This window comes from Pontibacillus yanchengensis Y32 (genome assembly GCF_000770635.1).
GTDB lineage: Bacteria > Bacillota > Bacilli > Bacillales > BH030062 > Pontibacillus > Pontibacillus yanchengensis.
Window position 1 is genome coordinate 18,264 of the sequence record NZ_AVBF01000011.1, and the last position, 23,796, is coordinate 42,059.

General features: G+C 39.7%; 24 protein-coding genes. 21 read left to right on the forward strand and 3 right to left on the reverse strand.

Annotated elements, in window-relative coordinates:
- The first annotated feature begins 16 nt into the window (after positions 1–16).
- From N782_RS05780 to N782_RS05865, 19 genes are all read left to right on the forward strand, one after another.
- Positions 17–1,318, forward strand: a complete 1,302-nt coding sequence (locus tag N782_RS05780; RefSeq protein ID WP_237582582.1) for a nucleotide sugar dehydrogenase — start codon at positions 17–19, stop codon at positions 1,316–1,318.
- Between the two features lie 583 nt (positions 1,319–1,901).
- Entirely contained in the window at positions 1,902–2,165 is a 264-nt protein-coding gene (locus N782_RS05785; protein ID WP_237582584.1) for a carbon storage regulator, read from the forward strand.
- Positions 2,166–2,358: 193 nt separating this feature from the next.
- Positions 2,359–3,498: a flagellin N-terminal helical domain-containing protein gene (locus tag N782_RS05790; protein WP_036817328.1), complete on the forward strand. Its 1,140-nt coding sequence runs from the start codon at positions 2,359–2,361 to the stop codon at positions 3,496–3,498.
- A 181-nt stretch (positions 3,499–3,679) separates the two neighbouring features.
- A complete protein-coding gene (gene flaG / locus N782_RS05795) occupies positions 3,680–4,048 on the forward strand; it encodes a flagellar protein FlaG (RefSeq protein ID WP_036817330.1) in 369 nt (122 codons plus the stop codon).
- Between the two features lie 14 nt (positions 4,049–4,062).
- Positions 4,063–5,616 (forward strand): flagellar hook-associated protein 2, encoded by a 1,554-nt coding sequence (locus N782_RS05800; RefSeq protein WP_036817333.1) that lies wholly within the window; start codon positions 4,063–4,065, stop codon positions 5,614–5,616.
- 25 nt (positions 5,617–5,641) lie between these two features.
- Positions 5,642–6,040, forward strand: a complete 399-nt coding sequence (gene fliS / locus N782_RS05805) for a flagellar export chaperone FliS (RefSeq protein ID WP_036817335.1) — start codon at positions 5,642–5,644, stop codon at positions 6,038–6,040.
- Positions 6,040–6,393: a flagellar protein FliT gene (locus N782_RS05810; protein WP_036817338.1), complete on the forward strand. Its 354-nt coding sequence runs from the start codon at positions 6,040–6,042 to the stop codon at positions 6,391–6,393. The genes fliS and N782_RS05810 overlap by 1 nt, the downstream gene beginning before the upstream one ends.
- An 8-nt stretch (positions 6,394–6,401) precedes the next feature.
- Positions 6,402–6,788 (forward strand): DUF8042 domain-containing protein, encoded by a 387-nt coding sequence (locus tag N782_RS05815; protein ID WP_036817341.1) that lies wholly within the window; start codon positions 6,402–6,404, stop codon positions 6,786–6,788.
- Between the two features lie 360 nt (positions 6,789–7,148).
- Positions 7,149–7,700: a ribosome hibernation-promoting factor, HPF/YfiA family gene (gene hpf / locus N782_RS05820; RefSeq protein WP_036817343.1), complete on the forward strand. Its 552-nt coding sequence runs from the start codon at positions 7,149–7,151 to the stop codon at positions 7,698–7,700.
- Positions 7,701–7,934: 234 nt separating this feature from the next.
- Positions 7,935–8,099, forward strand: a complete 165-nt coding sequence (locus tag N782_RS21460) for a hypothetical protein (protein ID WP_161783075.1) — start codon at positions 7,935–7,937, stop codon at positions 8,097–8,099.
- Positions 8,100–8,332: 233 nt separating this feature from the next.
- A complete protein-coding gene (gene secA, locus N782_RS05825) occupies positions 8,333–10,849 on the forward strand; it encodes a preprotein translocase subunit SecA (RefSeq protein ID WP_036817345.1) in 2,517 nt (838 codons plus the stop codon).
- 152 nt (positions 10,850–11,001) lie between these two features.
- Positions 11,002–12,103 (forward strand): peptide chain release factor 2 gene (gene prfB / locus N782_RS05830; protein ID WP_152600720.1). Its coding sequence is split into 2 segments (ribosomal slippage): positions 11,002–11,073 and positions 11,075–12,103, totalling 1,101 coding nucleotides; the frame shifts between segments, so codons are not numbered across the junction.
- Between the two features lie 290 nt (positions 12,104–12,393).
- Positions 12,394–13,257 carry a YitT family protein gene (locus tag N782_RS05835; protein ID WP_036817428.1) on the forward strand — a complete coding sequence of 288 codons (864 nt, stop codon included), beginning with the start codon at positions 12,394–12,396 and terminating at the stop codon, positions 13,255–13,257.
- Between the two features lie 61 nt (positions 13,258–13,318).
- Positions 13,319–13,711 carry a cytochrome c551 gene (gene cccB / locus N782_RS05840; RefSeq protein WP_036817350.1) on the forward strand — a complete coding sequence of 131 codons (393 nt, stop codon included), beginning with the start codon at positions 13,319–13,321 and terminating at the stop codon, positions 13,709–13,711.
- A 345-nt stretch (positions 13,712–14,056) separates the two neighbouring features.
- Positions 14,057–14,743, forward strand: a complete 687-nt coding sequence (gene ftsE, locus N782_RS05845; protein WP_036817352.1) for a cell division ATP-binding protein FtsE — start codon at positions 14,057–14,059, stop codon at positions 14,741–14,743.
- The gene (gene ftsX, locus N782_RS05850; protein WP_036817355.1) at positions 14,733–15,626 is read left to right on the forward strand and encodes a permease-like cell division protein FtsX; all 894 of its coding nucleotides are present in this window, start codon (positions 14,733–14,735) and stop codon (positions 15,624–15,626) included. The genes ftsE and ftsX overlap by 11 nt, the downstream gene beginning before the upstream one ends.
- A gap of 34 nt (positions 15,627–15,660) precedes the next feature.
- A complete protein-coding gene (locus N782_RS05855) occupies positions 15,661–17,040 on the forward strand; it encodes a murein hydrolase activator EnvC family protein (RefSeq protein ID WP_036817357.1) in 1,380 nt (459 codons plus the stop codon).
- Positions 17,041–17,416: 376 nt separating this feature from the next.
- Positions 17,417–18,022 carry an LPXTG cell wall anchor domain-containing protein gene (locus N782_RS05860; RefSeq protein ID WP_036817359.1) on the forward strand — a complete coding sequence of 202 codons (606 nt, stop codon included), beginning with the start codon at positions 17,417–17,419 and terminating at the stop codon, positions 18,020–18,022.
- A 13-nt stretch (positions 18,023–18,035) separates the two neighbouring features.
- Positions 18,036–18,668: a class D sortase gene (locus N782_RS05865; RefSeq protein WP_036817362.1), complete on the forward strand. Its 633-nt coding sequence runs from the start codon at positions 18,036–18,038 to the stop codon at positions 18,666–18,668.
- A 243-nt stretch (positions 18,669–18,911) separates the two neighbouring features.
- Here the strand turns inward: N782_RS05865 and N782_RS05870 are convergent, their stop codons facing one another.
- From N782_RS05870 to N782_RS05880, 3 genes are all read right to left on the reverse strand, one after another.
- A complete protein-coding gene (locus tag N782_RS05870) occupies positions 18,912–19,307 on the reverse strand; it encodes a VOC family protein (protein ID WP_036817366.1) in 396 nt (131 codons plus the stop codon).
- A gap of 285 nt (positions 19,308–19,592) precedes the next feature.
- Positions 19,593–20,180 carry a TetR/AcrR family transcriptional regulator gene (locus N782_RS05875; RefSeq protein WP_036817369.1) on the reverse strand — a complete coding sequence of 196 codons (588 nt, stop codon included), beginning with the start codon at positions 20,178–20,180 and terminating at the stop codon, positions 19,593–19,595.
- Positions 20,173–21,099 carry a DMT family transporter gene (locus tag N782_RS05880; RefSeq protein WP_084102993.1) on the reverse strand — a complete coding sequence of 309 codons (927 nt, stop codon included), beginning with the start codon at positions 21,097–21,099 and terminating at the stop codon, positions 20,173–20,175. The genes N782_RS05875 and N782_RS05880 overlap by 8 nt, the downstream gene beginning before the upstream one ends.
- A 237-nt stretch (positions 21,100–21,336) precedes the next feature.
- Between N782_RS05880 and N782_RS05885 the strand changes: the two genes are divergently transcribed.
- Positions 21,337–22,563 carry a S1C family serine protease gene (locus tag N782_RS05885; protein ID WP_036817432.1) on the forward strand — a complete coding sequence of 409 codons (1,227 nt, stop codon included), beginning with the start codon at positions 21,337–21,339 and terminating at the stop codon, positions 22,561–22,563.
- 83 nt (positions 22,564–22,646) lie between these two features.
- Positions 22,647–23,531 (forward strand): peptidylprolyl isomerase, encoded by an 885-nt coding sequence (locus N782_RS05890; RefSeq protein ID WP_036817371.1) that lies wholly within the window; start codon positions 22,647–22,649, stop codon positions 23,529–23,531.
- The last annotated feature ends 265 nt before the right edge of the window (positions 23,532–23,796 follow it).

The following is a 23,796-nucleotide window of genomic DNA, read 5'->3' on the forward strand; positions in this document are numbered from 1 at the left end:
AGCTAATATGTGCTTTATGAATTATGTAGTAAAAAAAATTGAAAACAAAAATGTGAAGGTTGGAATTATAGGTTTAGGATATGTGGGTTTACCATTGTCCATCTCTTTTTCTAATGCAGGTTATTATACAATAGGATTCGATATTGATTCTGAGAAAGTCAAAAAAATTAACAAAGGTGAAAGTTATTTAAAACATGTAAATTCTAATGAAGTCGCATATGCAATCGGAATTGGTGAGTTAACTAGTACAACTGATTTTTCTCTAGTTCAAGAAGTAGATATAATTATCTTATGCTTACCCACACCACTTAATAAACATAAAGAACCTGATTTATCTTTTATAAATAATACTATGAAAAGTATCATGCCTTTTTTAAAACAAGGTCAAACTCTTTGCTTAGAAAGCACAACTTATCCTGGAACTACAGATGAAGTAATAAAGCCTTTAATAGAAGCTCAAAAATTTATTATTGGGAAGGATTTTTTTATAATTTATTCACCTGAAAGAGAAGATCCGGGAAATAAACTTTATAATACATCAACAATTCCAAAAGTTTTAGGAGGATGTACAGATAAGTGTGTAGTAATCGGTAATGAATTATATAAAAATATAACAGATGTAGTAACAGTTAGTTCTACTAAGGCTGCTGAACTTACTAAACTTCTAGAAAATATTTATAGGGCAGTTAATATAGGTTTAGTAAATGAAATGAAAATAGTTGCTGATAAAATGAATATCGATATTTGGGAAGTAATTAATGCAGCTGCGACAAAACCTTTTGGTTACACACCGTTTTATCCAGGTCCTGGATGGGGCGGGCATTGTATACCTATTGATCCTTTTTATCTTACATGGAAAGCAAAAGAATATAATGTAAATACAAGTTTTATAGAATTAGCTGGAGATGTAAATACAAAAATGCCTAACTGGGTTATCCATAAAATAATGGAAGCCCTTAATGAAAAAGAAAAAGCATTAAAAAATTCTAAGGTCTTAGTACTAGGATTATCTTATAAAAAAAATATTGATGATACTAGAGAATCCCCAGCTGTGAAATTAATGGAGTTATTAAGAAATAAAGGAGCGGAAACATATTATTCAGATCCTTATATATCTCATTTTCCAAATATGAGAGATCATTACTTTGATTTAAAATCTACAGAAATCACCAAATATAATTTGGAGTTAATGGATTGTGTGATTTTAGCTACTGATCATAGTGATTTTAACTACGATTTCATCCTAGATCATAGTGATTTATTAATAGATACTCGAGGGGTGTACAAAAAAAATTATAAAAAAGTAGTAAAAGCTTAAAATTTTATATTAAATAATCTTAACTTTATACAATTTCTTCCGATATATACATTGAAGAAAAGAATGTCGCTAAAGAATTAGATTAAGATATAAGACTCAAGGATGAGTTGTTAAACTTATTGTTATTCAGATAACTTTGTAGCTTTAGCAACTTATTTTTTTTATAAAATGTAAAATTTTAACATTGTATAGTCGTGTAGTGTTATAGTTACATCTCACAGATATACTTAAACAGTAGGATGTTTAATCTAATTAGAAATAAATGAAAAATTTTTTGTTAGCTTCAATTAATCAAAACATAATGTCCTCTCTCTTGAATATCACCGATTAAATCTATTCTTAAGTACTTAATCTCTTTCATAATTGATAGGACTAATACATGAAAGTTAAAAAGAATTTTCTGGTAATAATTTTAAATTTTTATTAAACATTTTGTACCTACCTCCGATAATAGATATAGAAAGTAATTACTAAAAGGACTTTAGTAATTACGACTATATTAAGATGCTCAAGGAAGAGTATCTTTTCTATAGGAATCATATCGCAGACTCAAGGATGAGTTAGTGAACCTATGGTTATTTCGGTGAAGATCGAGGTAGCTTCAGGTTTATTAACTCATCTATTTTTTTGGAGTAATATAGGTACATTTGTACAGGGAGGAATCGCACAAATGCTAGTAATAGGAAGGAAACCTGGGGAATATGTCATGTTGGATGACGACATCATGGTAAAAGTCGTAAAAAGTGAAGATGGGCATCTACGTTTAGCTATAGATGCACCAAAAGATGTGAAAATCACTCGAGGAGAACTATACGAGGATCAAAATAACGAGAGAATAACAAAGTAACTCAAGGACGAGTTCGGTTATGTAGATTCTGCAAGGACGCAGAATATCTATAACCGAACTCGTCCTTTTTTTATTATTGGATGAGATTGCAAAGACAGTAAGGGCCCACTGTCGGCGCGATTCATTATACATTTATTTATTAGGTGAAAAAGGATGTTCACCAAAACAACCATTCCAGGGAGGAATTATTAAAATGAGAATTAATCACAATATTGCTGCGTTGAATACGCATCGTCAATTGAATCAAGCTAATAATGCAAATCAAAGTTCTATGGAAAAGCTCTCTTCAGGTCTTAGAATTAATCGTGCAGGTGATGATGCAGCTGGTCTTGCAATCTCCGAAAAAATGCGTGGTCAGATTAGGGGATTAGAGCAAGCGTCTCGCAATGCACAAGATGGTATTTCTCTGATTCAAACTGCAGAAGGGGCTTTGAATGAAACACACGATATACTTCAAAGGATGAACGAACTTGCAACTCAAGCAGCTAATGGTAATCTTCAATCAGAAGATAGAACTGCAATCAATGATGAAATAACAGAACTTAACAGTGAAATTGATCGTATTTCTAGCTCTACAAATTTTAATGGTAAAAAACTATTGGATGGAACTTTTGGGGTTCAACTAGACTCTGCAAATACAGGTATAGCTGTAGGGAGCGAAGGAGTAACATCCATTGATGTTAGTGGTGCTGATGCATCAACTACTTTTGCACTATCATCTGGATCAAACGCTGGAGAATATGTCTTAACAGCGGGTGGGGATTCCCAAACTGTTACTTTAGCAGATAATACATCAGGAACGCTTAATTTTGATAGCTTGGGTGTTAAAATTTCTTTTAATGGTACACAAACAAGGACAAATGTCCTTGCTGCTGCTAATGGTAGTGCAGGCGCTGGAACAGCAGGTAATATTGTTACAGGAGCACAAGAAGATGTTAATATTCAAATTGGTGCTAATACTTCAGCTGCTGAACGATTAGGGATTTCTATCTCTGCTATGGATACGACTGCTTCATCATTAAATACTGGGGCAATTAGTGTAGCAACAGATTCAGATGCTAGAAATGCTATGGATATAACTAAAGCTGCTATAAATAAAGTTTCGGCAGAACGCTCAAAATTGGGTGCTTATCAAAATCGATTAGAGCATACAATTAATAATGTGAGTACATCTTCCGAAAACTTAACGGCAGCAGAATCACGTATCCGTGACGTAGACATGGCCAAAGAAATGATGAACCAAACGAAACAAAATATCCTTGCACAGGCTTCTCAGTCCATGCTTGCAAAAGCAAACCAACAGCCTCAAGGAGTACTTCAGTTACTACGTTAATTTTCATAATCAAATGGTCGCCTTCCATAGGCGGCCATTTTTTTTACATCATAAACTACTAGTCTAATAAATAAGCATTTTTTCACCATTCCGCTTTCTTTTCCCCCAAAATCCCTAAAGACTCCCTACCCATCATCCGATATAATACATAAATAGATGTGAGGAGAGGGGTTCGCTAGCGATGGATGTGGGGAAAATCTTATCTGGATCGCAACTCCTGCAACGGGCTGAGCACATCACTGTATCGACAACAGAAGCAAGAGAACGATCTGACCAACCAGCAGATGTACTATTAGAACAGAATCTATTACAAAAAGAAGCGTTACATAAAGATGAAGCTGAATCAATCGTGAAGAGTTTGAATGATTTTTTGGAGCCGACGTCTTCAGAGGTTCGGTTTGAGTTTCATGATAAACTCGAGGAGTATTATGTAACGGTCGTCAATAAAGACACAGATGAAATCATTAAAGAGATTCCACCGAAGAAAATGCTAGATGTCTATGCGGCAATGGCAGAGTTTATGGGATTTCTAGTAGATCGCAAAATATAGGATGGTGAATCAACATGGCGAATGACATGCGTATAGGTGGTTTAGCCAGTGGGATGGACATCGACAAAATCGTCGGTGACCTTATGAAAGCAGAGCGTATGCCTCTTGATAAGATGGAAAGGGAGAAAACCTCTCTGACCTGGAAACGAGATGCATATCGTGATGTGAATAAGCAATTGTTTGAAATGGAAAATATGGCTTTTGATATGAAACTGGAGAAGAGTTATAACAGTAAGTCTACCTCTTCAACAGATTCTTCGGCTGTTACCGCATCTGCAACATCTGATGCAGGTAATGGAAATTATAAAGTTGAAGTTAATCAATTAGCTTCTGCAGCATACAACTTGAGTGAAACAGGTATTTCAGCAAGCGGCTCGGACAAGATTGACCCAGATGCTACTTTGTCTTCCCAGAAAAGTAAATTTAATAATAATAACTTTAATATAGGAGATACGTTTACGTTAAAAACCTATAATGAAGAAGGGGCCCAATCTGAAACATTTAAAGTGGAGTCTGGTGATTCATTAAATGATGTATTAAAGAAAATCAGTAACTCTGGCCTTGGACTTAGAGCATTTTATGAAGAGAGTTCAGATAAGGTAATGATTGAAAGAACGAAGGAAGGTAACTTCAATTCAGACTCTAATGAATTTCTTGGTGCCGAGATTGGATTTGATGGAAGTACTGCTCCATTTTTAGCTGACACTTTAGGTATAAAAAATGGAGATAATTCTAGTGGTACATGGGAATTAAACGAAAAAGGTGGAAACGATGCTAAATTCACTTATAACGGTGAAATGAACATTACTTCCCACACCAATGAATACACACTGAATGGTGTGAACTTCAAATTCAATAAAGAGACTACTAGCCCTGTATCAGTAAACGTCACAAACAACGTAGACTCTGCTATCGAAAAAATCACAAAATTCGTAGACAAATACAACAAAATCATCGAAGACGTTGGAGGCCGCATCTCTGAACAGAAGAACCGAGACTATCAACCTCTTACAGATAAGCAAAAAGAAGGTATGGAAGAAAAAGAGATTGAACTGTGGGAAAAGCAAGCCAAGAAAGGACTGCTTCATAGTGACTCTACCCTTCAAGGTGCTATGTTTGAAATGCGGAATGAATGGTACCAGAGTGTTAATACGTCTGGTCAGTTCTCGCAGCTTTCTGAGATTGGTATTGAGACGTCATCTAGTTACCGTGATAACGGGAAACTGATTATTGATGAAGATAAGCTGCGGCAGGCGCTTACAGAAGATTCGGCTTCGGTATCGAAACTATTCGTTGGCGAAGGTGAAACAGAGGGGATTGCCGATAAGTTAAAATCAACGCTTAATGAGACGATTAAGCAAGTAGAACGTAAAGCAGGTAAGCCATCAAGTGTACCTTCCTCTTACAATCTAGGGGAAAGTATTACGCAGATTGATGACGAAATGGATGCATTCCAGGACCGTCTAAATCAAATTGAAGATCGCTACTGGTCTCAGTTTACGCAGATGGAAAAGGCGATTCAGAAGATGAATTCGCAGTCTAACTATATGATGCAACAATTTGGGTAAGACTTAATAGAAGGAGTGTTGACTCATGTCTACACAAGCATATCAAGCGTATCAAAGTAATTCGGTTCAAACGGCATCTCCAGGGGAATTGACCTTGATGCTGTATAACGGTTGCTTGAAGTTTATGAAACTAGCGAAGCGTGGTATTGAAGAGAAAGATTATGAGCTGAAGAATACGAATATCCAGAAGGCGCAGCGTATTATTCAGGAACTAATGGTTACGATGAACCCTGATTATGATATTACCAACGAAGTAATGCCACTCTATGAATATATTAATCGTCGTTTAATGGAAGCGAACCTTCATAATGATACGACGATTCTAAATGAAGCGTCTGAGCTTGTGACAGAATTCCGTGATACGTGGAAAGAGGTTGTTCGCCAGACACGCCAACAGAAATTTGGCGAGGGCGGTAACGCGTAATGAGCCAGGTGCGAGAACTTCACGATTTAACATCAACGCTGTATAAGCTGGTCCATGAAACGCCTAGTTCCGAGGAACGTACGGAACATATTGAGAAGCTGAACGATCTTTTTGATAAACGAGAGGCGTATATGGAGAATCTGGAGCGTCCTACTTCTGAGGAGGAGAAGGCGCTTGGTAAAGAGATTCTGGACATGGACCAGGTGATTCAGGATAAGGTGAATCATCAAATGAAAGACCTCAAGCGGGAAATGGCTCGCTTGAAGAAGACAAAGACGTCGAATCAAAAATACACAAATCCCTATCAACAGGTGAGTAACTACGATGGGATGTTTTTAGACAAAAAGAAATAGGTGATGGTGTGTCGAACATAACTGTGGAACAATTTGATTTTTTAAAGCAATACGATCGTATGCTTCACACGATGAGTGAAGGATTCGAATACTTAGAAGAAAATTTGACCGAAGAAGCACCCCCTCAAGTAGAGCAGGTGTTTGCCGATATCGTGACGGCTCTTCAGCAATTGAACCAGGGGAATGAAAAACTCGCTAGCTTGCTAGAGGATCGTCAGGATGAGGTCCAGCAGATGCTTGTCGATTTTCAGGATATTGTCGAACTGATGAGCCAGTGGTTCGACAAGCAAACGAACGAGGAGAAGCGTGTCCTGTTAACGCAGCAAATCATTCCTTATTTTGAAAGCTGGCGCAGTAAAATGCACCAACTGCTTCAACCGTATATTGCACACTAATCTGTTTCCGTACCTCGTATAGTTAGGTGCGGAACTTTTTTATGTATGGATATTCTTGCTGATACCCTTTCGCACAGTAACTTGCTACTAGTCCAAAAATATTCACAAAAAATTCAAGCATATGATGCTATACCAAGTAAGAAATAGGTGTACAATAAGAGTAAGGAAAGTACTTTAAATTTTGTGTTAATTTCTTGTTTAGTACATGTAAATGAAGGGTACTTTTTTTAAACAAACATCCTTATTAATTCTACCAGTAATTTCCGACACAAAATATTCAAAAAACTCAAAATATTAATAGAAGCTTATAGGTGGTTATGGTAGAATAAGAATACATAAGGATGAAAGGAGGACACTTGTATGAAGTACAACATTCGCGGAGAAAATATTGAGGTAACGGCGGCTATTAAAGAATATGTCGAGAAGAAAATAGGGAAACTAGCCCGTTACTTTGATGAGGAACCATCATCCGAGGTGCATGTAAATTTAAGTGTCTATAATGATGAGCAGCAGATTGAGGTTACTATTCCAATGCCTAACCTACTATTACGTGCTGAGGAACAGCATGTGGATCTATATGCTGCTATTGACCTTGTGGTAGACAAATTAGAACGTCAAATCCGCAAGCATAAAACGAAAGTGAACCGCAAATTCCGAAACGAGGGCGCTCCAAAATACGTATTCGCCCAAATGGAAGATGAAGCGAAAAGAGCAGATCCTTATGATGACAATGACATCGAAATTGTAAGAAACAAGCGCTTCGACTTGAAGCCAATGGATTCAGAAGAAGCGGTTCTACAGATGGATATGCTGGGCCACAGCTTCTTCGTCTTTACAAACGTTGAGACTGACTCAACAAACGTAGTGTACCGTCGTCGTGATGGACGCTATGGCTTGATTGAACCAAGCTAAATTTATACCTAATGAAAAGTAGGGAGATTCCACATAGGAATCTCCCTTTTTATTTATTCAGAAATGATATGGAAACTTATCCCTTTGCCATCTATCCTCTATGAAAAAGTTCATTTCCCTTCTATGAAAATCCATCTTTCCTCACTTGATCATCATATAGACGACAACTTTTCTAATTCGCCATCCTTGTCGAACGATGGTATAAATTAGGTAGTGATGAAAGGAGGCATGATTATGAGTCAGGAAAAATGCAATTCTTGTCGTAAAATGCAAGACGCCATTCGGAAGCATGAAGAGATTTTGACGCAATTGATCCATTTTGTCGGGAACAATCATGAACGTATGATTCTACTGGAAAAGGAGCTTAAATCCACTCGTTATCAGCACCTCATTAGCTAATCCCCTCCATTAAATGGTTCCCTCGTTAGACCCACAAACATCCACGCAACACCTCTCCACAAGAAAAGAGTAGCTCATCCTCGGGCTGCTCTTTTTCGACAATGTCACATCATTTCCAATACCTCTTTTCCCCTATCATGCAAGTTGTCATCCTACTTCTGTTAGTGTTATTATTAGTAATGGACTAATCTATGAGGAAATAACGATTTCTATAAAATAGGGGAGCGTTATAAATGCGTGCTTTACTAAAAAAAGTGTTCGGCGATGAGAATTCACGTGCACTGAAAAAAATCGATAAAACAGTAGAAGAGATTGAAGGCTTAGAACCTGAAATCGAGAAGCTTTCGGATGAAGATTTACAGGCTAAGACTGACGAATTCAAAGGCCGGTACCAGAAAGGGGAAAGCCTTGACGATATGCTACCGGAAGCGTATGCGGTTGTCCGTGAAGCTTCCAAGCGTGTATTAGGCATGCGCCCGTTCCCAGTACAGTTAAGTGGTGCGATTGCCCTACACGACGGAAATATTGCTGAGATGAAAACAGGTGAAGGTAAGACCCTTGCGTCTACTATGCCTGCTTATTTAAATGCGATTACTGGAAAAGGCGTTCATATTATCACGGTCAACGACTACTTGGCTAGTCGTGACGCGGCTGATATGGGTGTTTTATATAACTTCCTTGGTTTAACGGTAGGCTTGAATGCGAATGGCCTTTCCAAAGAAGAAAAGCGTGAAGCGTACCTAGCCGACATTACGTACGGTACAAACAATGAGTACGGCTTCGACTACCTTCGTGACAATATGGTGCTATACAAAGAGCAAATGGTTCAACGTCCGTTGCACTTTGCCATCATTGACGAGGTGGACTCTGTGCTAATTGACGAAGCAAGAACGCCGTTGATTATTTCTGGGTCCGCGCAGAAGTCTGCGAATATGTATCATAAAGCTGATCAATACGTACGCACATTAAAGCAAGAAGAAGATTACACGTATGATGAGAAAACAAAAGGCGTTCAATTAACAGAAGAAGGAATCAACAAGGCCGAACGCTTTTTCCAAATTGAGAACCTATTTGATCTTTCCAACGTAACCCTGACGCACCACATTAACCAGGCGCTAAAGGCGCACACGTCGATGATGCGTGACCAGGATTATGTGGTTCAAGAAGAAGAAGTTGTCATCGTTGACCAATTTACTGGTCGTCTGATGAAAGGTCGTACGTATAGCGATGGCTTGCACCAGGCAATTGAAGCAAAAGAAGGGCTTCAAATCCGTAATGAAAGCCAAACGCTAGCAACGATCACGTTCCAGAACTTCTTCCGTATGTATGAAAAGATTTCTGGTATGACCGGTACAGCGAAGACGGAAGAAGAGGAATTCCGTAACATCTACGCGATGGATGTTGTGGTTATCCCAACGAACAAACCAATCGTTCGTGACGACAAAGCGGACATGATCTATAAATCAATTGATGCGAAATTCAAAGCGGTTGTCGAGGACATTAAAGAGCGCTATAGCCGAGGCCAACCTGTTCTAGTTGGTACGGTTGCCGTGGAAAGCTCTGAACTCGTATCCCAATACTTGAAAAAAGCAGGCGTACCGCACAACGTACTAAACGCGAAGAACCACTTCCGTGAGGCGGAAATCATTGAGAACGCTGGTCAAAAAGGAGCGGTAACGATCGCGACGAACATGGCCGGTCGTGGTACCGACATCAAGCTAGGCGATGGTGTGAAAGAAGAAGGCGGTCTTGCCGTTATTGGTACAGAGCGTCACGAATCACGTCGTATCGATAACCAGCTTCGTGGTCGTTCCGGACGTCAGGGAGACCCAGGTGTTTCCCAGTTCTATCTAGCGATGGAAGACGAATTGATGCGCCGTTTCGGTTCTGACAACATGCGTAACATGATGGACCGTCTAGGTATGGATGATACGCAGCCGATCGAGAGTAAAATGGTCTCCCGTGCTGTGGAATCAGCACAGAAGCGAGTAGAGGGTAACAACTTCGATGCTCGTAAGACCCTTCTTGCCTACGACGATGTGCTTCGTCAGCAGCGTGAAGTTATTTACAAGCAGCGTTATGATGTGCTTGATTCAGATAATCTTCGTGAGATTATCGAAGAGATGATCAAGTCCACCATCGAGCGTCAGGTTTCTACCCATACGCAAGATGAAGAGGACGAAAATTGGGATCTTGATGCATTAGTTGATTATCTTAAAGGAACGGTCCTTGAAGAAGGCGATGTTATAAGAGCTGATCTGAAAGGCAAAGACCCAGAAGAGATGAACGAACTCATCATGGAAAAAGTGAAAGAACGCTATGATGAAAAAGAAGAAGAGCTTACGTCCGAGCAAATGCGTGAGTTTGAAAAGGTTATTCTTCTTCGCACTGTGGATACGAAGTGGATGGATCACATTGATCAAATGGATCAGCTTCGCCAAGGTATTCACCTACGTGCCTATGGCCAAAATGATCCTCTTCGCGAATATCAATTTGAAGGCTTCGCCATGTTCGAGCAAATGATTGCCAACATTGAAGAAGATGTAGCTAAATACGTCATGAAGGCGCAAATCCGTGAAAACCTACAACGTCAAGAAGTAGCCAAGGGAGCAACGGCTGTTTCTGGCGATGACCAAGAAGACAAGAAAGAAACAAAACGGAAGCCGATACGAAATACAGAGCAAGTAGGGCGTAACGCACCTTGCCCTTGTGGAAGCGGCAAGAAATACAAGCATTGTTGTGGACAATAAATAGACTCCAAGGCACTCTCTAGCAGAGGAGAGTGTCTTTGTCTGTTGTTTTATTTTTAGAAAGAGAAGCTTATAAATGGTTTTCGTCAATGCTGAGGAGAGGCAATTCGCGCCCTGAGCTTTTCATATAATTACTGATGAGGTGAGATGCAATGGAATTAGTAGATCTTAAGCATGAATTAGATAAAATGGCTAATCAATTAGCGGACTTCAGGGGGTCTCTTTGACTTCGATTCAAAGAAGGCTCGTATTCAAGAATTAGAAGAACAAATGGCTGAACCGTCCTTTTGGGATGATCAAAATACAGCTCAACAAGTTATTAGTGAAGTGAACGGCCTTAAGGAATTGGTTCATACACTAGAACGTCATGAAGAAACGCATGAAAACTTAGAGGTTTCTCATGAACTTGTCAAAGAAGAGCAAGACGATGAGCTTCATAAGGAACTAGAAGAAGATGTGAAAAAGCTTCGAAAATCCCTGGATGAGTTTGAACTTCAAATGCTGTTAAGCGAACCGTATGATAAAAACAACGCCATCCTTGAACTTCATCCAGGTGCTGGTGGTACCGAGTCGCAGGACTGGGCGAGCATGCTTCTACGTATGTACACTCGCTGGGCTGAGGGACGTGGCTTCAAGGTAGAAACGATGGATTATCTACCTGGTGAAGAAGCAGGCGTGAAAAGTGTGACCCTGAACATCCAAGGTCACAACGCCTACGGTTACCTTAAAGCTGAAAAAGGTGTGCATCGCCTTGTTCGTATTTCTCCGTTTGACTCGTCAGGCCGTCGCCACACATCTTTTGCTTCATGTGAAGTGATGCCTGAATTTAACGAAGAGATTGAAATTGAAGTACGAAGCGAAGACTTGAAGCTTGATACGTATCGTGCCAGCGGTGCTGGTGGTCAGCACGTTAACACGACCGACTCAGCTGTACGTATTACGCACTTACCATCGAACATTGTCGTAACGTGTCAGTCTGAGCGTTCACAGATCAAGAACCGTGAGCAAGCGATGAAGATGTTGAAAGCTAAGCTATATCAACGTGAAATCGAGCGCCAGCAACAAGAGATGGATGAAATTCGTGGCGACCAAAAGGAAATTGGCTGGGGAAGCCAAATCCGCTCGTACGTGTTCCACCCATACTCGATGGTGAAAGACCACCGTACCAACAAAGAAGTCGGCAACGTACAAGGCGTCATGGATGGCGACATACAACCTTTCATTAACGCATTTCTGCGCTCGCAGATCGATTAAGAAGGACCCTGTCTACAAAAGTAGGCAGGGTTTTTTTGGGTGGTAGGGCACCCCACTCCTTTCATGTACTAATACGTTATATCACTGGCGTTTACACCCCTCATCCATCGTGCTATACTCCATAACGGAATTCATTCCAGTTTTTTCGTAAACGAACATATTTTTAATCAAAACAAACAAGAATAAAAGAGCAGGTTGCCGCGTTTACGATGCGCGGTCATTTTAATGGGAAAATCTCCTGAACTGCTCTTTTGGACAGAATGTGAGAGGTGTTGTGCATGATGATGATGATGAAAAAATACCGTAGGGAGCCGATGCCTTCCTGGCTTCATCATACGATTGAATACTTATTTGTAATCATTGGCTCCGCTTTTGTAGCGACGGCTTTTAATATCTTTTTGCTTCCGAATGAAATTGCTTCTGGCGGCGTAGCTGGAATTAGTACGATTACCAAAGGGCTTTTTGACTGGGACCCAGCGTACGTGCAGTGGGCGCTCAATATTCCGTTATTTATTTCAGGGGTCTTTATTCTTGGGAAAAACTTCGGTGCCAAATCTCTTGTAGGTACGATAGCTCTCCCGTTTTTCGTTAAGCTGACAAGTGGCATTGATCCAGCTACAGAAAATGCGCTACTTGCTTCTATTTTTGGGGGAATGGGTGTAGGACTTGGCCTTGGTATCGTCTTTCGTGGACGTGCTTCCACCGGAGGAGTTGATTTACTGGCTCAAATCATTCATAAATACACGCATATCCCATTAGGCCTATGTATTGCCATGGTGGATGGGGTCATTGTAGCCAGTGCCGCGATTGTTTTTGACGTGGAAAAAGGGCTTTTCGCACTAATCGGTTTATTTGCAACGAGCAGAACGATCGACTTTGTACAGGTTGGTTTCAATCGCTCGAAAAACGTTATGATTATCTCGCAAGAATTGGATGCGGTACGGTTGGCTATCCTACAGGAGATTGATCGAGGTGCTACCGTATTAAATGGTGTAGGTGGCTATACCAATGAAGACCGGAATATTATCATGGTTGTGGTAGAACAGAGCGAATTCACCAAATTGACACAAACTGTCAAAAAGATTGATCCCACAGCGTTTGTCATCGCTATGAACGCTGCCGAAGTGCTAGGTGAGGGTTTTAAATCCGACTAGTTTGGATATAATATCCTTGATGGATTTTTTCTATCAGTCCACTTCGTTAGGGGGAAGTAAGTTGAAAAAGTATGTAATGGCAATACTCTTCGGCTCTGTGCTAGTACTTAGTGCTTGTGGCGGTGGCGGAGAAGAAGATGGTGGCTCCACAGACAACGGAGAAGATACCCAGACAGAAGAAAATGGTGGCGACTCTAGTGAAGATGCTGGCGGCGATAGTGGTGGCGAAGTAAACACTGCTGAAGCAGAAAAGCTGTATAAGCAAAACTGTGCTAGCTGTCATGCGAACGATCTTTCTGGTAACGTCGGTCCAAGCTTGAAACAAGTTGGCTCAAAGCTTGATAAGAGTGGAATTAAAGAAATTATCATTAACGGTAAAGGCTCCATGCCTCCAAAACAATTGGAAGGACAAGAAGCCGAAACCGTTGCAGCATGGCTAGCTATGAAAAAGTAACCATTTTTGATAAAAAAATACTTATGAGTAAAAACCTAGATAACTGGATGGATAATCCAGCATCTAGGTTTTTTTAATGCCGAAATAGGTAGGAAAGTATGTAGCTTATTTTAAGATTAAGCAAACGCTTCATCCATTGCCATATCGCGAATTGTAAGAGATTAGGTTGTAAAATCTGAAATGAAAATGTAATAATTTTATGTCTAAAAAAATCGAATTTAAATGTTATAATGAAAAAGGACACGAAACGACGTCATTATTTGAACGTTCAAATAATTAATACACAGCCAAAGGTAGAACATCATAGATAGATAAACAACGATAGAGACACAGGTGGTTTTCTGAATGATTGAGATGAAAGATGTTAATAAGACATATCCCAATGGGGTTACAGCCCTACAAGGAATAGATTTATCCATAGCTCAAGGTGAGTTTGTGTACATAGTTGGTCCAAGTGGCGCTGGTAAATCAACGCTTGTTGGAATGATGTTTCGTGAAGAAAAACATACAAGCGGTAGCATCACCATCAACGGAATTGATTTAAACAAGCTAAAAGAACGCAAAGTTCCTCAGCTACGCCGTAACATCGGAGTAGTCTATCAGGACTTTAAACTATTACCAAGACTCACAGTTTATGAAAATATCGCGTTTGCGTTAGAGGTTCTTGAAGAATCTCCTAAAAATATAAAAAAACGAGTGATGGAAGTACTAGACTTAGTGAAGTTAAAAAACAAAGCACGCCATATTCCAGATCAACTATCTGGAGGAGAGCAACAGCGTGTTTCGATAGCTCGTGCGATTGTTAATCATCCCAAAATGATGATCGCAGACGAGCCTACAGGAAATTTAGACCCAGATACATCATGGGATATCATGCAAATCTTCGAAGAAATTAACGCAAAAGGTACGACAGTCATTATGGCAACACACAGCAAAGAAATCGTAAACACAATTCGTAAGCGAGTCATAGCCGTTGAAAGTGGCCGTATTGTCCGTGATGAAAGCAGGGGTGAATACGGTTATGAAATTTAGAACATTAGGAAGACATGCACGTGAAGGTGGTAAAAACATCTACCGAAATGGATGGATGACCGTTGCATCCGTTGGGGCGGTTACAACCACCTTAATTCTCGTGGGCGTTTTTATCGCGCTTATGCTTAATTTGAACCAGATAGCAACCAACGTAGAGAAAGACGTCGAGATAAAAGTACTAGTTGAATTGACAGCTGAAGAAGGTCAAATTGAGGACCTTGAATCCAAGCTCAAAGATATTCCTGAAGTCGAATCCGTCAATTTCTCCTCTAAAGAGGATGAATTAAATCGACTCATTGAGAGCATGGGTGAAGAAGGACAAGCTTGGGAATTATTTGAGCAGGACAATCCATTAAATGATGCCTTTGTCGTAAAAACAACAGATCCAAACGACACATTTGATGTTGCTGAAAACATTAAGAACTTCGATTATGTTAACGAGGTTAATTACGGTCAACAGGTAGTGGAAAAGCTACTCAGCTTTACTAAGTATGCTCGTTACATAGGAGCAGCACTTATTATTGGACTTGTTTTCACTGCTATTTTCCTTATTTCCAACACGATTAAACTTACAATTATGGCGCGAAGCAAGGAAATTGGCATTATGAAGCTAGTCGGAGCAACAAATAGCTTTATACGCTGGCCTTTCTTCATTGAAGGAATGCTTCTAGGCGTATTAGGTTCACTAATTCCAATCGGTGCTACCGTTGGAGGGTATTACTACCTATACAATAATTTAAGAGATAAAATACAGTTCACATTCGTGGAACTACTACCATTTAATCCGTTCGCTTGGCAATTAGCTCTTATATTGCTTTCAATTGGAGCGTTTATAGGAGTTTGGGGTAGCGTCATGAGTGTCCGTAAATTCTTGAAAGTATAAAATCACAGTGGCTAGGGAAGGAGAAAGCGTTGGAATGAAAAGAGTATTAGGGATCCTTTCAACACTATCAATTGCATTAGCATTAACATTTACGACTACAGCAGCAAACGTCTCAGCAGCTACCTTAGACGAAATCGAAAAAGAGATTAACGAACTTAAAGAGAAACAAAACTCGATTGATAGCCGTCAGAATAAAGTCGAAGGAAACAAAAACGAAACAGACTCTAAAATTAATCAAAACCAATCTGAACAGCAACAGATTAACGAGCAAATTAAAGAATTAGACCAACAAGTTGCAGACACGAACAGCAAAATTCGTAAAAAGAACGAACAAATCGATAACACTGAACAAGAAATCACGAAAACAGAACAAGAAATAGAGCAACTGGAAAAAGATATTGCAGACTTAAAAGAGCGAATCGAAAAGCGTGAAGCGCTTCTTAAAGATCGACTGCGTAACCTTCAAGAAAATGGTGGAGACGTTAGCTATTTAGAAGTTCTAATGGGTGCAAAGAATTTTGGAGATTTTCTTGACCGTGCAACAGCGGTGACGAAAATCATGGACCAAGATAAGAACATTATGGAAACCCATATTCGAGAAAAGAAAGAATTAGAGCAAAAGAAACAAGAAGTGGAACAAAAGAAGAAAGACTTAGAAGAAAAGAAACAAAACCTAGAGAATCAAAAAGCTGAATTGACAGCACTAAAAGAGAAGCTAGACGCTCAACGTCAGCTAAAGAATAAGCTAATGAAAGAACTAGAGCAAGAAGAACAAGAGTTGAAAGAGAAAAAGCTTGAGTTAGAAGAACAACAAGAAATCCTAAGCGGTCAAGAAGCAGCAATACAGGCTGAGATGAATCGAGCAGAGAACGATAAACAGCAACGTAAGGAACAACTAGCTGCTCAACGCCGTGCAGAAGAGCGAGCTGCTGAACGTCGTCGCCAAGCACAGCAAAATAACTCATCATCAAGTAATGGCTCTAGTGGTGCCTCTAGTACACCAGCCCCAAGTGGTAGTGGCTTCATCAGCCCGGCAAATGGCCCTGTAACATCTGGATATGGTCCACGTTGGGGAAGCACTCACTTCGGTATTGATATTGGAAAATATGGAGGCTCTAGTCCAATCAAAGCTGTAGCTTCTGGTACAGTCATTAAATCCTATTACTCTTCTAGTTACGGAAACGTTGTTTATATTTCTCACTCTGTGAATGGACAAATTTACACATCCGTGTATGCACACTTACAGAACCGCGAAGTTTCAGATGGCCAATCCGTATCTCAAGGTCAACGCCTAGGATACATGGGATCAACCGGACAATCCACTGGACCTCACCTTCACTTTGAACTTCACAAAGGTCCATGGAACTATAGTAAGAGCAACGCTGTAAATCCAGCTAGCTACATTAACTTTTAATCTTTCCTAGATTGCTAGTTTCATAGTAAGAATTAGAAACCACCTACTTTTTCTAGTAGGTGGTTTTTCTATATTTATTGAGAAAGAATTAGAAAGTGTCTCATAAGGAGGATATAGGCTTCCATAACGGGAGTTTATTTCATGAAGCCAAAACTAAAGTCCGGAGAATTGGAAATATATATGTCTACTTTCAAATAGGTGTATGGGTGCTATACATATTTACAAAGTAACAACACCCAGTTAGAAAAAAACCCCAACATTCTGAAACCAACTTTTACTTGCTTGCGTCTATGTGGGTAGATATCGATATTTAAGAGAGGATCTGTTCATGCGCATTAGCAGCCAAACACGTATTTATTCTAAGGAGGATGTTAAGATGATGAAGAAACTTTTTGGTGTCATTGCCGGTTTATTGGTTTGTATCGCTTCTGTGAATCCAGTGTTTGCTGAGGATAATGGAAAGCCTCCCGTTGAAAAGCTAGAGCAACAATTTAATCAGATGATGAGTTTGGAAACAACGAAAGATGGTAAGGTCAAAAAATATGATTCATTAGGTCGTTTAGAGCAAGAATTGAAAAGCATCATGACTTGGCCACTAGCGGATAGCTATTTGGATACCTATTTTTACGAAGAGAATGACAAGCTGTATATGGAAGAGATGGATGGACCACTTCGCTTGAATACAGATGAAGATTATACGCTAGAAAAAATAAACGACGGTCAATATAAATTGACTCAACAAGGTCACAATGAATTACGTGATGACTATACGTTAACCATCGAATATAGCTATGAAGCAGGAAAATGGGTTTTTGCAGATCGTAACAATCAAGTAGGAGAAGACGAATACGATGGTAATAACGGAGGTCAATTGCCAAACACTGCTACCAATCTACCAATGATGGCCTTATCAGGTGGTGCTCTTATGGCACTTGGGGCTGTTGGACTGTTTGCGCGTAGAAAATTTTCTACTCAAAACTAGTAGGTGAAGAGATATGAAGGAACTCGCGACCTTATTGATTCTCTTGGGAGCAACGATATGTGCGTGGACGGTTGATGCTTGGTTGGAGCAAGTCAATGCCGTTACTCATGATCCTGACCAAGTAAAGCAGGCTCATAAAGGTTGGGATGAGACGGATATACAACCTACAATCCAGCCAAAGACAACCACTTCCACGAAAAATACGAAGGATACACCGCGATTCTTTGAAACGGGGGAACAAGTAGGGAAACTCGAAATCCCTCGTATCGGGAACTCTTATGATGTGTTCTGGGGAACTGATAGAGATACGCTAAAAAAAGGGGTTGGCATGTATGATAGCAAGTACACTGTGGTCCCAGGGCAAGCCGGTCATGTATTGCTAGCTGGTCACCGCGATACAGTGTTTCGAAAGTTGAAGCAGGTGAAAAAGGGAGATCATCTGTATGTAGAATTTAATGATAAAACCTATGACTACCAGGTAAGAGACATTTGGATTACAGATCGAGACGATAGATCTGTCATAGTAAAAAAACAAACTCCAACCCTGACGCTTTCTACTTGCTACCCATTTGATTATCTAGGCGATGCTCCAAAACGGTATATCATTCAATCGAAGTTGGTTTCGGTTGAAGAGAATAATAAATAGGCTCGCTATTAAGGTGAGGTGACTATTTTGGTTTGAGATCGAAAAAGTGTTGGGTTTGAAAGTAAATAAGGTCTAATGTAATGAATGCAGGTCCTTCTGTTGATTCATCAGCTTCTTGGACCAATTCAAGACCCAGATGGCAATCCAATATTAATCGATCAACATCGATAAAGGGAGAAGCTTCACAGAAAGTAATAAAAAGAAAAGGCGTGATAATAGCGCCTTTTCTAATATGGAAGTATTCTATTTTGCGTTTTCATCTGGTTGATGGATACCAAAGATATTTCCTTCTGTATCCTTATAGTATCCCTGCCACGCCATTCCAGGCAGAGCATATTTTGGTAATGCAACTACGCCACCATTATCCAGGATTTTTGCTTCAATAGCATCGTAATCTTCTACACCCATTGTACATGCATAGCCATTTAAAGGCTGATTTTGTTCTGGTGCTGGGCTTTGACGTTGCATTAGAGCCCCATTAATACCAGGCGTATCTTCACCGCCGGTCACTGCTCCATAGTAAGGCATGCCAGCATATTCGCTCCAATCTTCAAATGACCATCCAAATACTTCTCCATAAAAATTCTTTGCGCGATTCATGTCATCTACGTGAATTTCGAAATGTATTAATCTTCCCATGAGTTCCTCCTGATTATTTAACTATTTTTAAGTAACCAATCCTCTAATATATTTTCTACTAACCTATTGGGTACTCCTTTTTTTATGGAGATTCATTGAAACTGCTGGGGTAGATCTTCGCTGCATACATAAGATGCTAAACGGAAACTTTTGCATTTGTTCGAAAAGATTATGGAGGATGCGAGGAGTAAGGGAAGCAAGGGTACAAAACATTATCATTTGCTTGAGAGTGAAAAATAAAGGGTCCATGATGAAACTAGATTTCTATCATGGACCCTTACTTTCTTAATTATTAATATTTATATTAGCATTAATTATTTCGTTAGCTGTTTCCTTTGCGGCTGCTATCCCTTTCGATAAACTCATGGAATACGTAACTGTAATTCCCTCATGTAGAATGAGCAGTCTTTCTGCGATATCATCAACATGTTCGAGCCCCAGTTGTTTTAAATAGGTGGCGAATAGCTGTTTAAGCCATTTTTTTTCTTCAATAATTACCTCTCTACCAGGGTGAGATTCTTCAGCTAGTTCAGCAAAAGCATTCACAAAGGCGCAACCTCGTTGATTATTGGTGGTCAACCAATTCTCCAGCGCATCAAATATACTTAAGATCTTTTGTAATGGTTCCTCGTCAGGAACATGGTCCGAATAATTTGAGAGATGGTTCTTCCATTGACTATCTCTGTCTTTTAAATAGGCCACGATTAGTTGGTCCTTAGAACCAAAGCGATCATATAGTGTTTTTTTGGTTACGCCTGCCTCATTCGCTATGGTTTCGACTCCGATAGAATGAATACCTTTCCAATAAAATAAATGAGATGCTGTTTCTAATATTTTGGAAGCAGCAGGTGTCATTTTGGTGTTTTCACCCATATTGTCCACACCCTTTTACGATACATTCTTTATGTTTAGGCTTGGAAGTTGCCTGTTTTCTGATAATCCATACACCTATAAAACATAATACCATTCCTACTATCGTTAGGAAACCAATCCTATCTCCGAACATAAGAAAAGCCCATAGCATAGTCACTGGTGGAGTTAGATATAGAAGACTGCTAACCCTAGTGACACTGCCTAATTTCAGGTTTAACCAGTAAAATCCGTACCCTCCTATCGTTGAAAGTCCTGCTACCCATGCAACAGCAAACCAAAAGTTTATCGTAGCAGGAGGGGCTGCATAGCCCGTTGTGAATCCTATTATTAAGAAAAGGATAGCGCTTATTAGCGTTTGAATGGGTAATGCGTCTGATAGGTCGACAGAATGTTTTAGACTTTTTTCATATAATGTTGCACAAACCAAACTAATCATCGCTAAAAATGATAATGCATATGCCCATAAAGGTACTTGTGAAGATGTTCCTAAATCTTCATAAACGACAAACAAGACACCTACTATTCCAACCAATAAACCACCCCATTGTTTCAATGACGTTGATTCTTTGAGGATAGGACCAGCCAAAGCAGCAGCCATGATAGGTTGAAGGGTCGTTATTAAGTTAGAAGTACCAGCTGAAACGCCATGTTCCACTGATAAAAATACACAGTAGAGATAACCACCTTGAGCAAACAGACCTATTAGAGCCTGGGATATAACGCTTTTAACAGATAATTTCTTTCGATGTCTCCATAACCACCAACCACTTAGAATGTTTGCTGCCACTATAAATCTCCACATTAATACAGTCATGGAGTTCGCTTCAGCCGTTCCTAAACGGGCTCCAATGAATCCCGAACTCCACATGATGACAAACCCAACTGCCGCTAAAATGTTTATATGTTTCATTGATAGCATGAAAAGAACCTCCTTTTAAAGTAAACCGTTCGGTATAATATGCACTAATGTAACCATACCGGTCGGTATAGTGTCAAACGAAAATAGCTGAGCTTACCTATGTGGATAACTCTCATATTTTTTACATTTTTACCACATTTGTGCCAGACCATTGCCAAACCATTTCTCTACAATAAGAATTACAGATTCATTAAGGAATGAATACACATTATTTAAATAGAGAGGTGGGGAGCTATGATGGATGAACATCAAAATCAAGTAGACCCAAATCAACATACAACGAAAGAGAGAAAACAAGGTTCCAAATGGGTGTTTCGTATTACGACGAGCCTTTTGGCTGTAGCGGCTATTTTATTCTTAGCAGCTTTTTCCCTAAATAAAGCGAATGTGTTTCCGTTTGATTCCGCATCATCGAATGTCGACAAAACGAACGCAGAAGCTTCCGGTGAAAATAAGGAATTAGACGCAACTCAGCTGTCTACCAGTAATTCAGAAGAAGATGCAGCTGTCGTAGAGGCAGTAGACAAAGCATCAGGCGCAGTTGTTGGAGTGAAAAAGTATAGTCAGTCTCAACAAATGTTTGAAAAAAGTCAGGCTGGAACAGGATCTGGCGTCATTTATAAGAAAGAAAATGGCTCAGCATATGTCGTAACCAACAATCACGTTATCGAAAATGCTGCTTCTATTGAAGTAATTTTAAGCGGAGGCAAGAAGGTTGAAGCGGAACTTGTCGGACGAGATCCGTTTACAGACTTAGCCGTTCTGAAAATGGATGGTAAGAATGTGGAAAATGTAGCGGAATTTGGTTCTTCGAAGGATCTAAAAGTTGGCGAAACGGCGATTGCAATTGGGAACCCACTTGGAATGAAATTCGCGGGCTCTGTTACAAAAGGAATCGTGAGCGGCTTAGACCGTTCTATGCCAGTAGATATTAACAAGGACGGAAAAGTAGATTGGCAGACAGACGTTCTCCAAACGGATGCAGCTATTAACCCAGGTAATAGTGGTGGTGCCTTGATCAACTTGAGTGGTGAAGTGATTGGGATTAACTCTATGAAAATTGCCAAAGAAGAAGTAGAAGGACTAGGCTTCTCCATCCCGACTTCTACAGCAAAACCAATTATCAAGGACCTTGAGGAAGACGGTGAAGTGACTCGTCCATTTATGGGAGTATCTACGAGAGACCTATCTTCTATCTCCGCACGTAATCAGCAAGAAGCACTAAATCTACCAAAAGATGAGGATGCAGGTGTGGTTGTAGCTGCTACAAAAGCAGACTCTCCAGCCGATCAAGCAGGCTTAGAGAAATATGACGTCATCACTAAAGCGGATGGTAATGAGATTGCTTCTCTAGTAGAGCTACGTAAGTATATCTATGAGAATAAAGAAGTAGGTCAAGATATGAAGTTAACCTTCTATCGTGACGGTCAACAGCAGACTACTACACTAACGTTAGGTGAATAGTCGGTTTAAGGAGGAAAGGGGGCAACCTATTGCCTTCTTACCTCTACATATTTTAACTAGCTTGAATAAGGAGGATATTTTTCATGAAAAAACTAGTACCAGTATTTTTAGCTATTATAGCTGTTCTTTCCTTGGCAGCATGCAGTAATGGCAGTGCATCAGAGTCTAAAGTGGTGGCTTCTACGGAAAATGGCGACGTGACTAAGGAAGCGTTTTACAACAAACTGGTCGATCAGTACGGTGATTCAGTTTTAAAAGAAATGGTATATGACCAGGTCCTTTCAGAGAAGTTCTCTGTCTCGGATGAAGATGTACAGAAGAGATTGGAGCAAATGAAGCAACAATATGGCGATCAATTTCAGTCTGTATTAGAGCAAAATGGGTTTAAAAATGAAGAACAATTTAAACAAGCAATTCGCTCCTCAATGTTGAAACAAAAAGCAGCGGCTGAGGGAGTGGAAGTGACAGATGAAGAAGTGAAACAATACTATGAAAATATGAAACAAGAAGTACAAGCAAGTCACATTTTGGTTGAAGATAAAGAAACTGCAAGTGAGGTCCAGAAGAAATTAAACAACGGTGGAGATTTTGCTAAGTTAGCAAAAGAATATTCAACCGATAAGCAATCCGCTCAAAAAGGTGGAGACCTTGGATATATCTCTACAGGACAAATGGTACTGCCGTTTGAAAAAGCAGCCTACAACTTAGAGGTTGGAAAAGTTAGTGAACCGGTGAAATCTCAATATGGATACCATATCATTAAAGTAACTGATAAGCGTGAGAAAGAAGACACCTCATCTATTGGTAAATATGAAGAGATGAAGGATCAACTTCGTGAAGAATTAAAGACTCGAAAAGGTAGTCAGGAAAATATAACCGAAGTAATGGAAGCTGCGAATGTGGACATTAAAATAGAGGATCTTAAAGATAAGATTTCCTTTGAGCCGCAAACACAATCCAGTCCGTAACATGAATGGTAATCAAAGGTACGAAGCATACTAACCAGTAGCTATGAAAAAGAGTACGCCTTTTCCAAAATAAGAGCATTTTGTATGGTTCAGAGAGGTCTGAAATATGTTATCATAGACATATATTAGGGATACCATACCCTTTTCCAAAAGAACATCGCTAATTTAACGATTTTTTTGTTACCTTCCATTAGTGGACATGTCTGGTAACTATATGGCATAACGTTATATAGAGGCATCGCACATTACGGTGTGATGCCTCTTT

Bases quoted from the DNA above. Each gene is read 5' to 3' on its own strand.
- N782_RS05800 (WP_036817333.1), top strand. From the start codon at position 4,063: ATGGCGAATGACATGCGTATAGGTGGTTTAGCCAGTGGGATGGACATC.
- hpf (WP_036817343.1), top strand. From the start codon at position 7,149: ATGAAGTACAACATTCGCGGAGAAAATATTGAGGTAACGGCGGCTATT.
- ftsE (WP_036817352.1), top strand. From the start codon at position 14,057: ATGATTGAGATGAAAGATGTTAATAAGACATATCCCAATGGGGTTACA.
- N782_RS05780 (WP_237582582.1), top strand. From the start codon at position 17: ATGAATTATGTAGTAAAAAAAATTGAAAACAAAAATGTGAAGGTTGGA.
- N782_RS05835 (WP_036817428.1), top strand. From the start codon at position 12,394: ATGAAAAAATACCGTAGGGAGCCGATGCCTTCCTGGCTTCATCATACG.
- flaG (WP_036817330.1), top strand. From the start codon at position 3,680: ATGGATGTGGGGAAAATCTTATCTGGATCGCAACTCCTGCAACGGGCT.
- N782_RS05865 (WP_036817362.1), top strand. From the start codon at position 18,036: ATGAAGGAACTCGCGACCTTATTGATTCTCTTGGGAGCAACGATATGT.
- ftsX (WP_036817355.1), top strand. From the start codon at position 14,733: ATGAAATTTAGAACATTAGGAAGACATGCACGTGAAGGTGGTAAAAAC.
- N782_RS05790 (WP_036817328.1), top strand. From the start codon at position 2,359: ATGAGAATTAATCACAATATTGCTGCGTTGAATACGCATCGTCAATTG.
- N782_RS05870 (WP_036817366.1), bottom strand. From the start codon at position 19,307: ATGGGAAGATTAATACATTTCGAAATTCACGTAGATGACATGAATCGC.
- N782_RS05810 (WP_036817338.1), top strand. From the start codon at position 6,040: ATGAGCCAGGTGCGAGAACTTCACGATTTAACATCAACGCTGTATAAG.
- N782_RS05875 (WP_036817369.1), bottom strand. From the start codon at position 20,180: ATGGGTGAAAACACCAAAATGACACCTGCTGCTTCCAAAATATTAGAA.
- N782_RS05855 (WP_036817357.1), top strand. From the start codon at position 15,661: ATGAAAAGAGTATTAGGGATCCTTTCAACACTATCAATTGCATTAGCA.
- N782_RS05890 (WP_036817371.1), top strand. From the start codon at position 22,647: ATGAAAAAACTAGTACCAGTATTTTTAGCTATTATAGCTGTTCTTTCC.
- secA (WP_036817345.1), top strand. From the start codon at position 8,333: ATGCGTGCTTTACTAAAAAAAGTGTTCGGCGATGAGAATTCACGTGCA.
- N782_RS05860 (WP_036817359.1), top strand. From the start codon at position 17,417: ATGATGAAGAAACTTTTTGGTGTCATTGCCGGTTTATTGGTTTGTATC.
- N782_RS05880 (WP_084102993.1), bottom strand. From the start codon at position 21,099: ATGCTATCAATGAAACATATAAACATTTTAGCGGCAGTTGGGTTTGTC.
- N782_RS21460 (WP_161783075.1), top strand. From the start codon at position 7,935: ATGAGTCAGGAAAAATGCAATTCTTGTCGTAAAATGCAAGACGCCATT.
- fliS (WP_036817335.1), top strand. From the start codon at position 5,642: ATGTCTACACAAGCATATCAAGCGTATCAAAGTAATTCGGTTCAAACG.
- N782_RS05885 (WP_036817432.1), top strand. From the start codon at position 21,337: ATGGATGAACATCAAAATCAAGTAGACCCAAATCAACATACAACGAAA.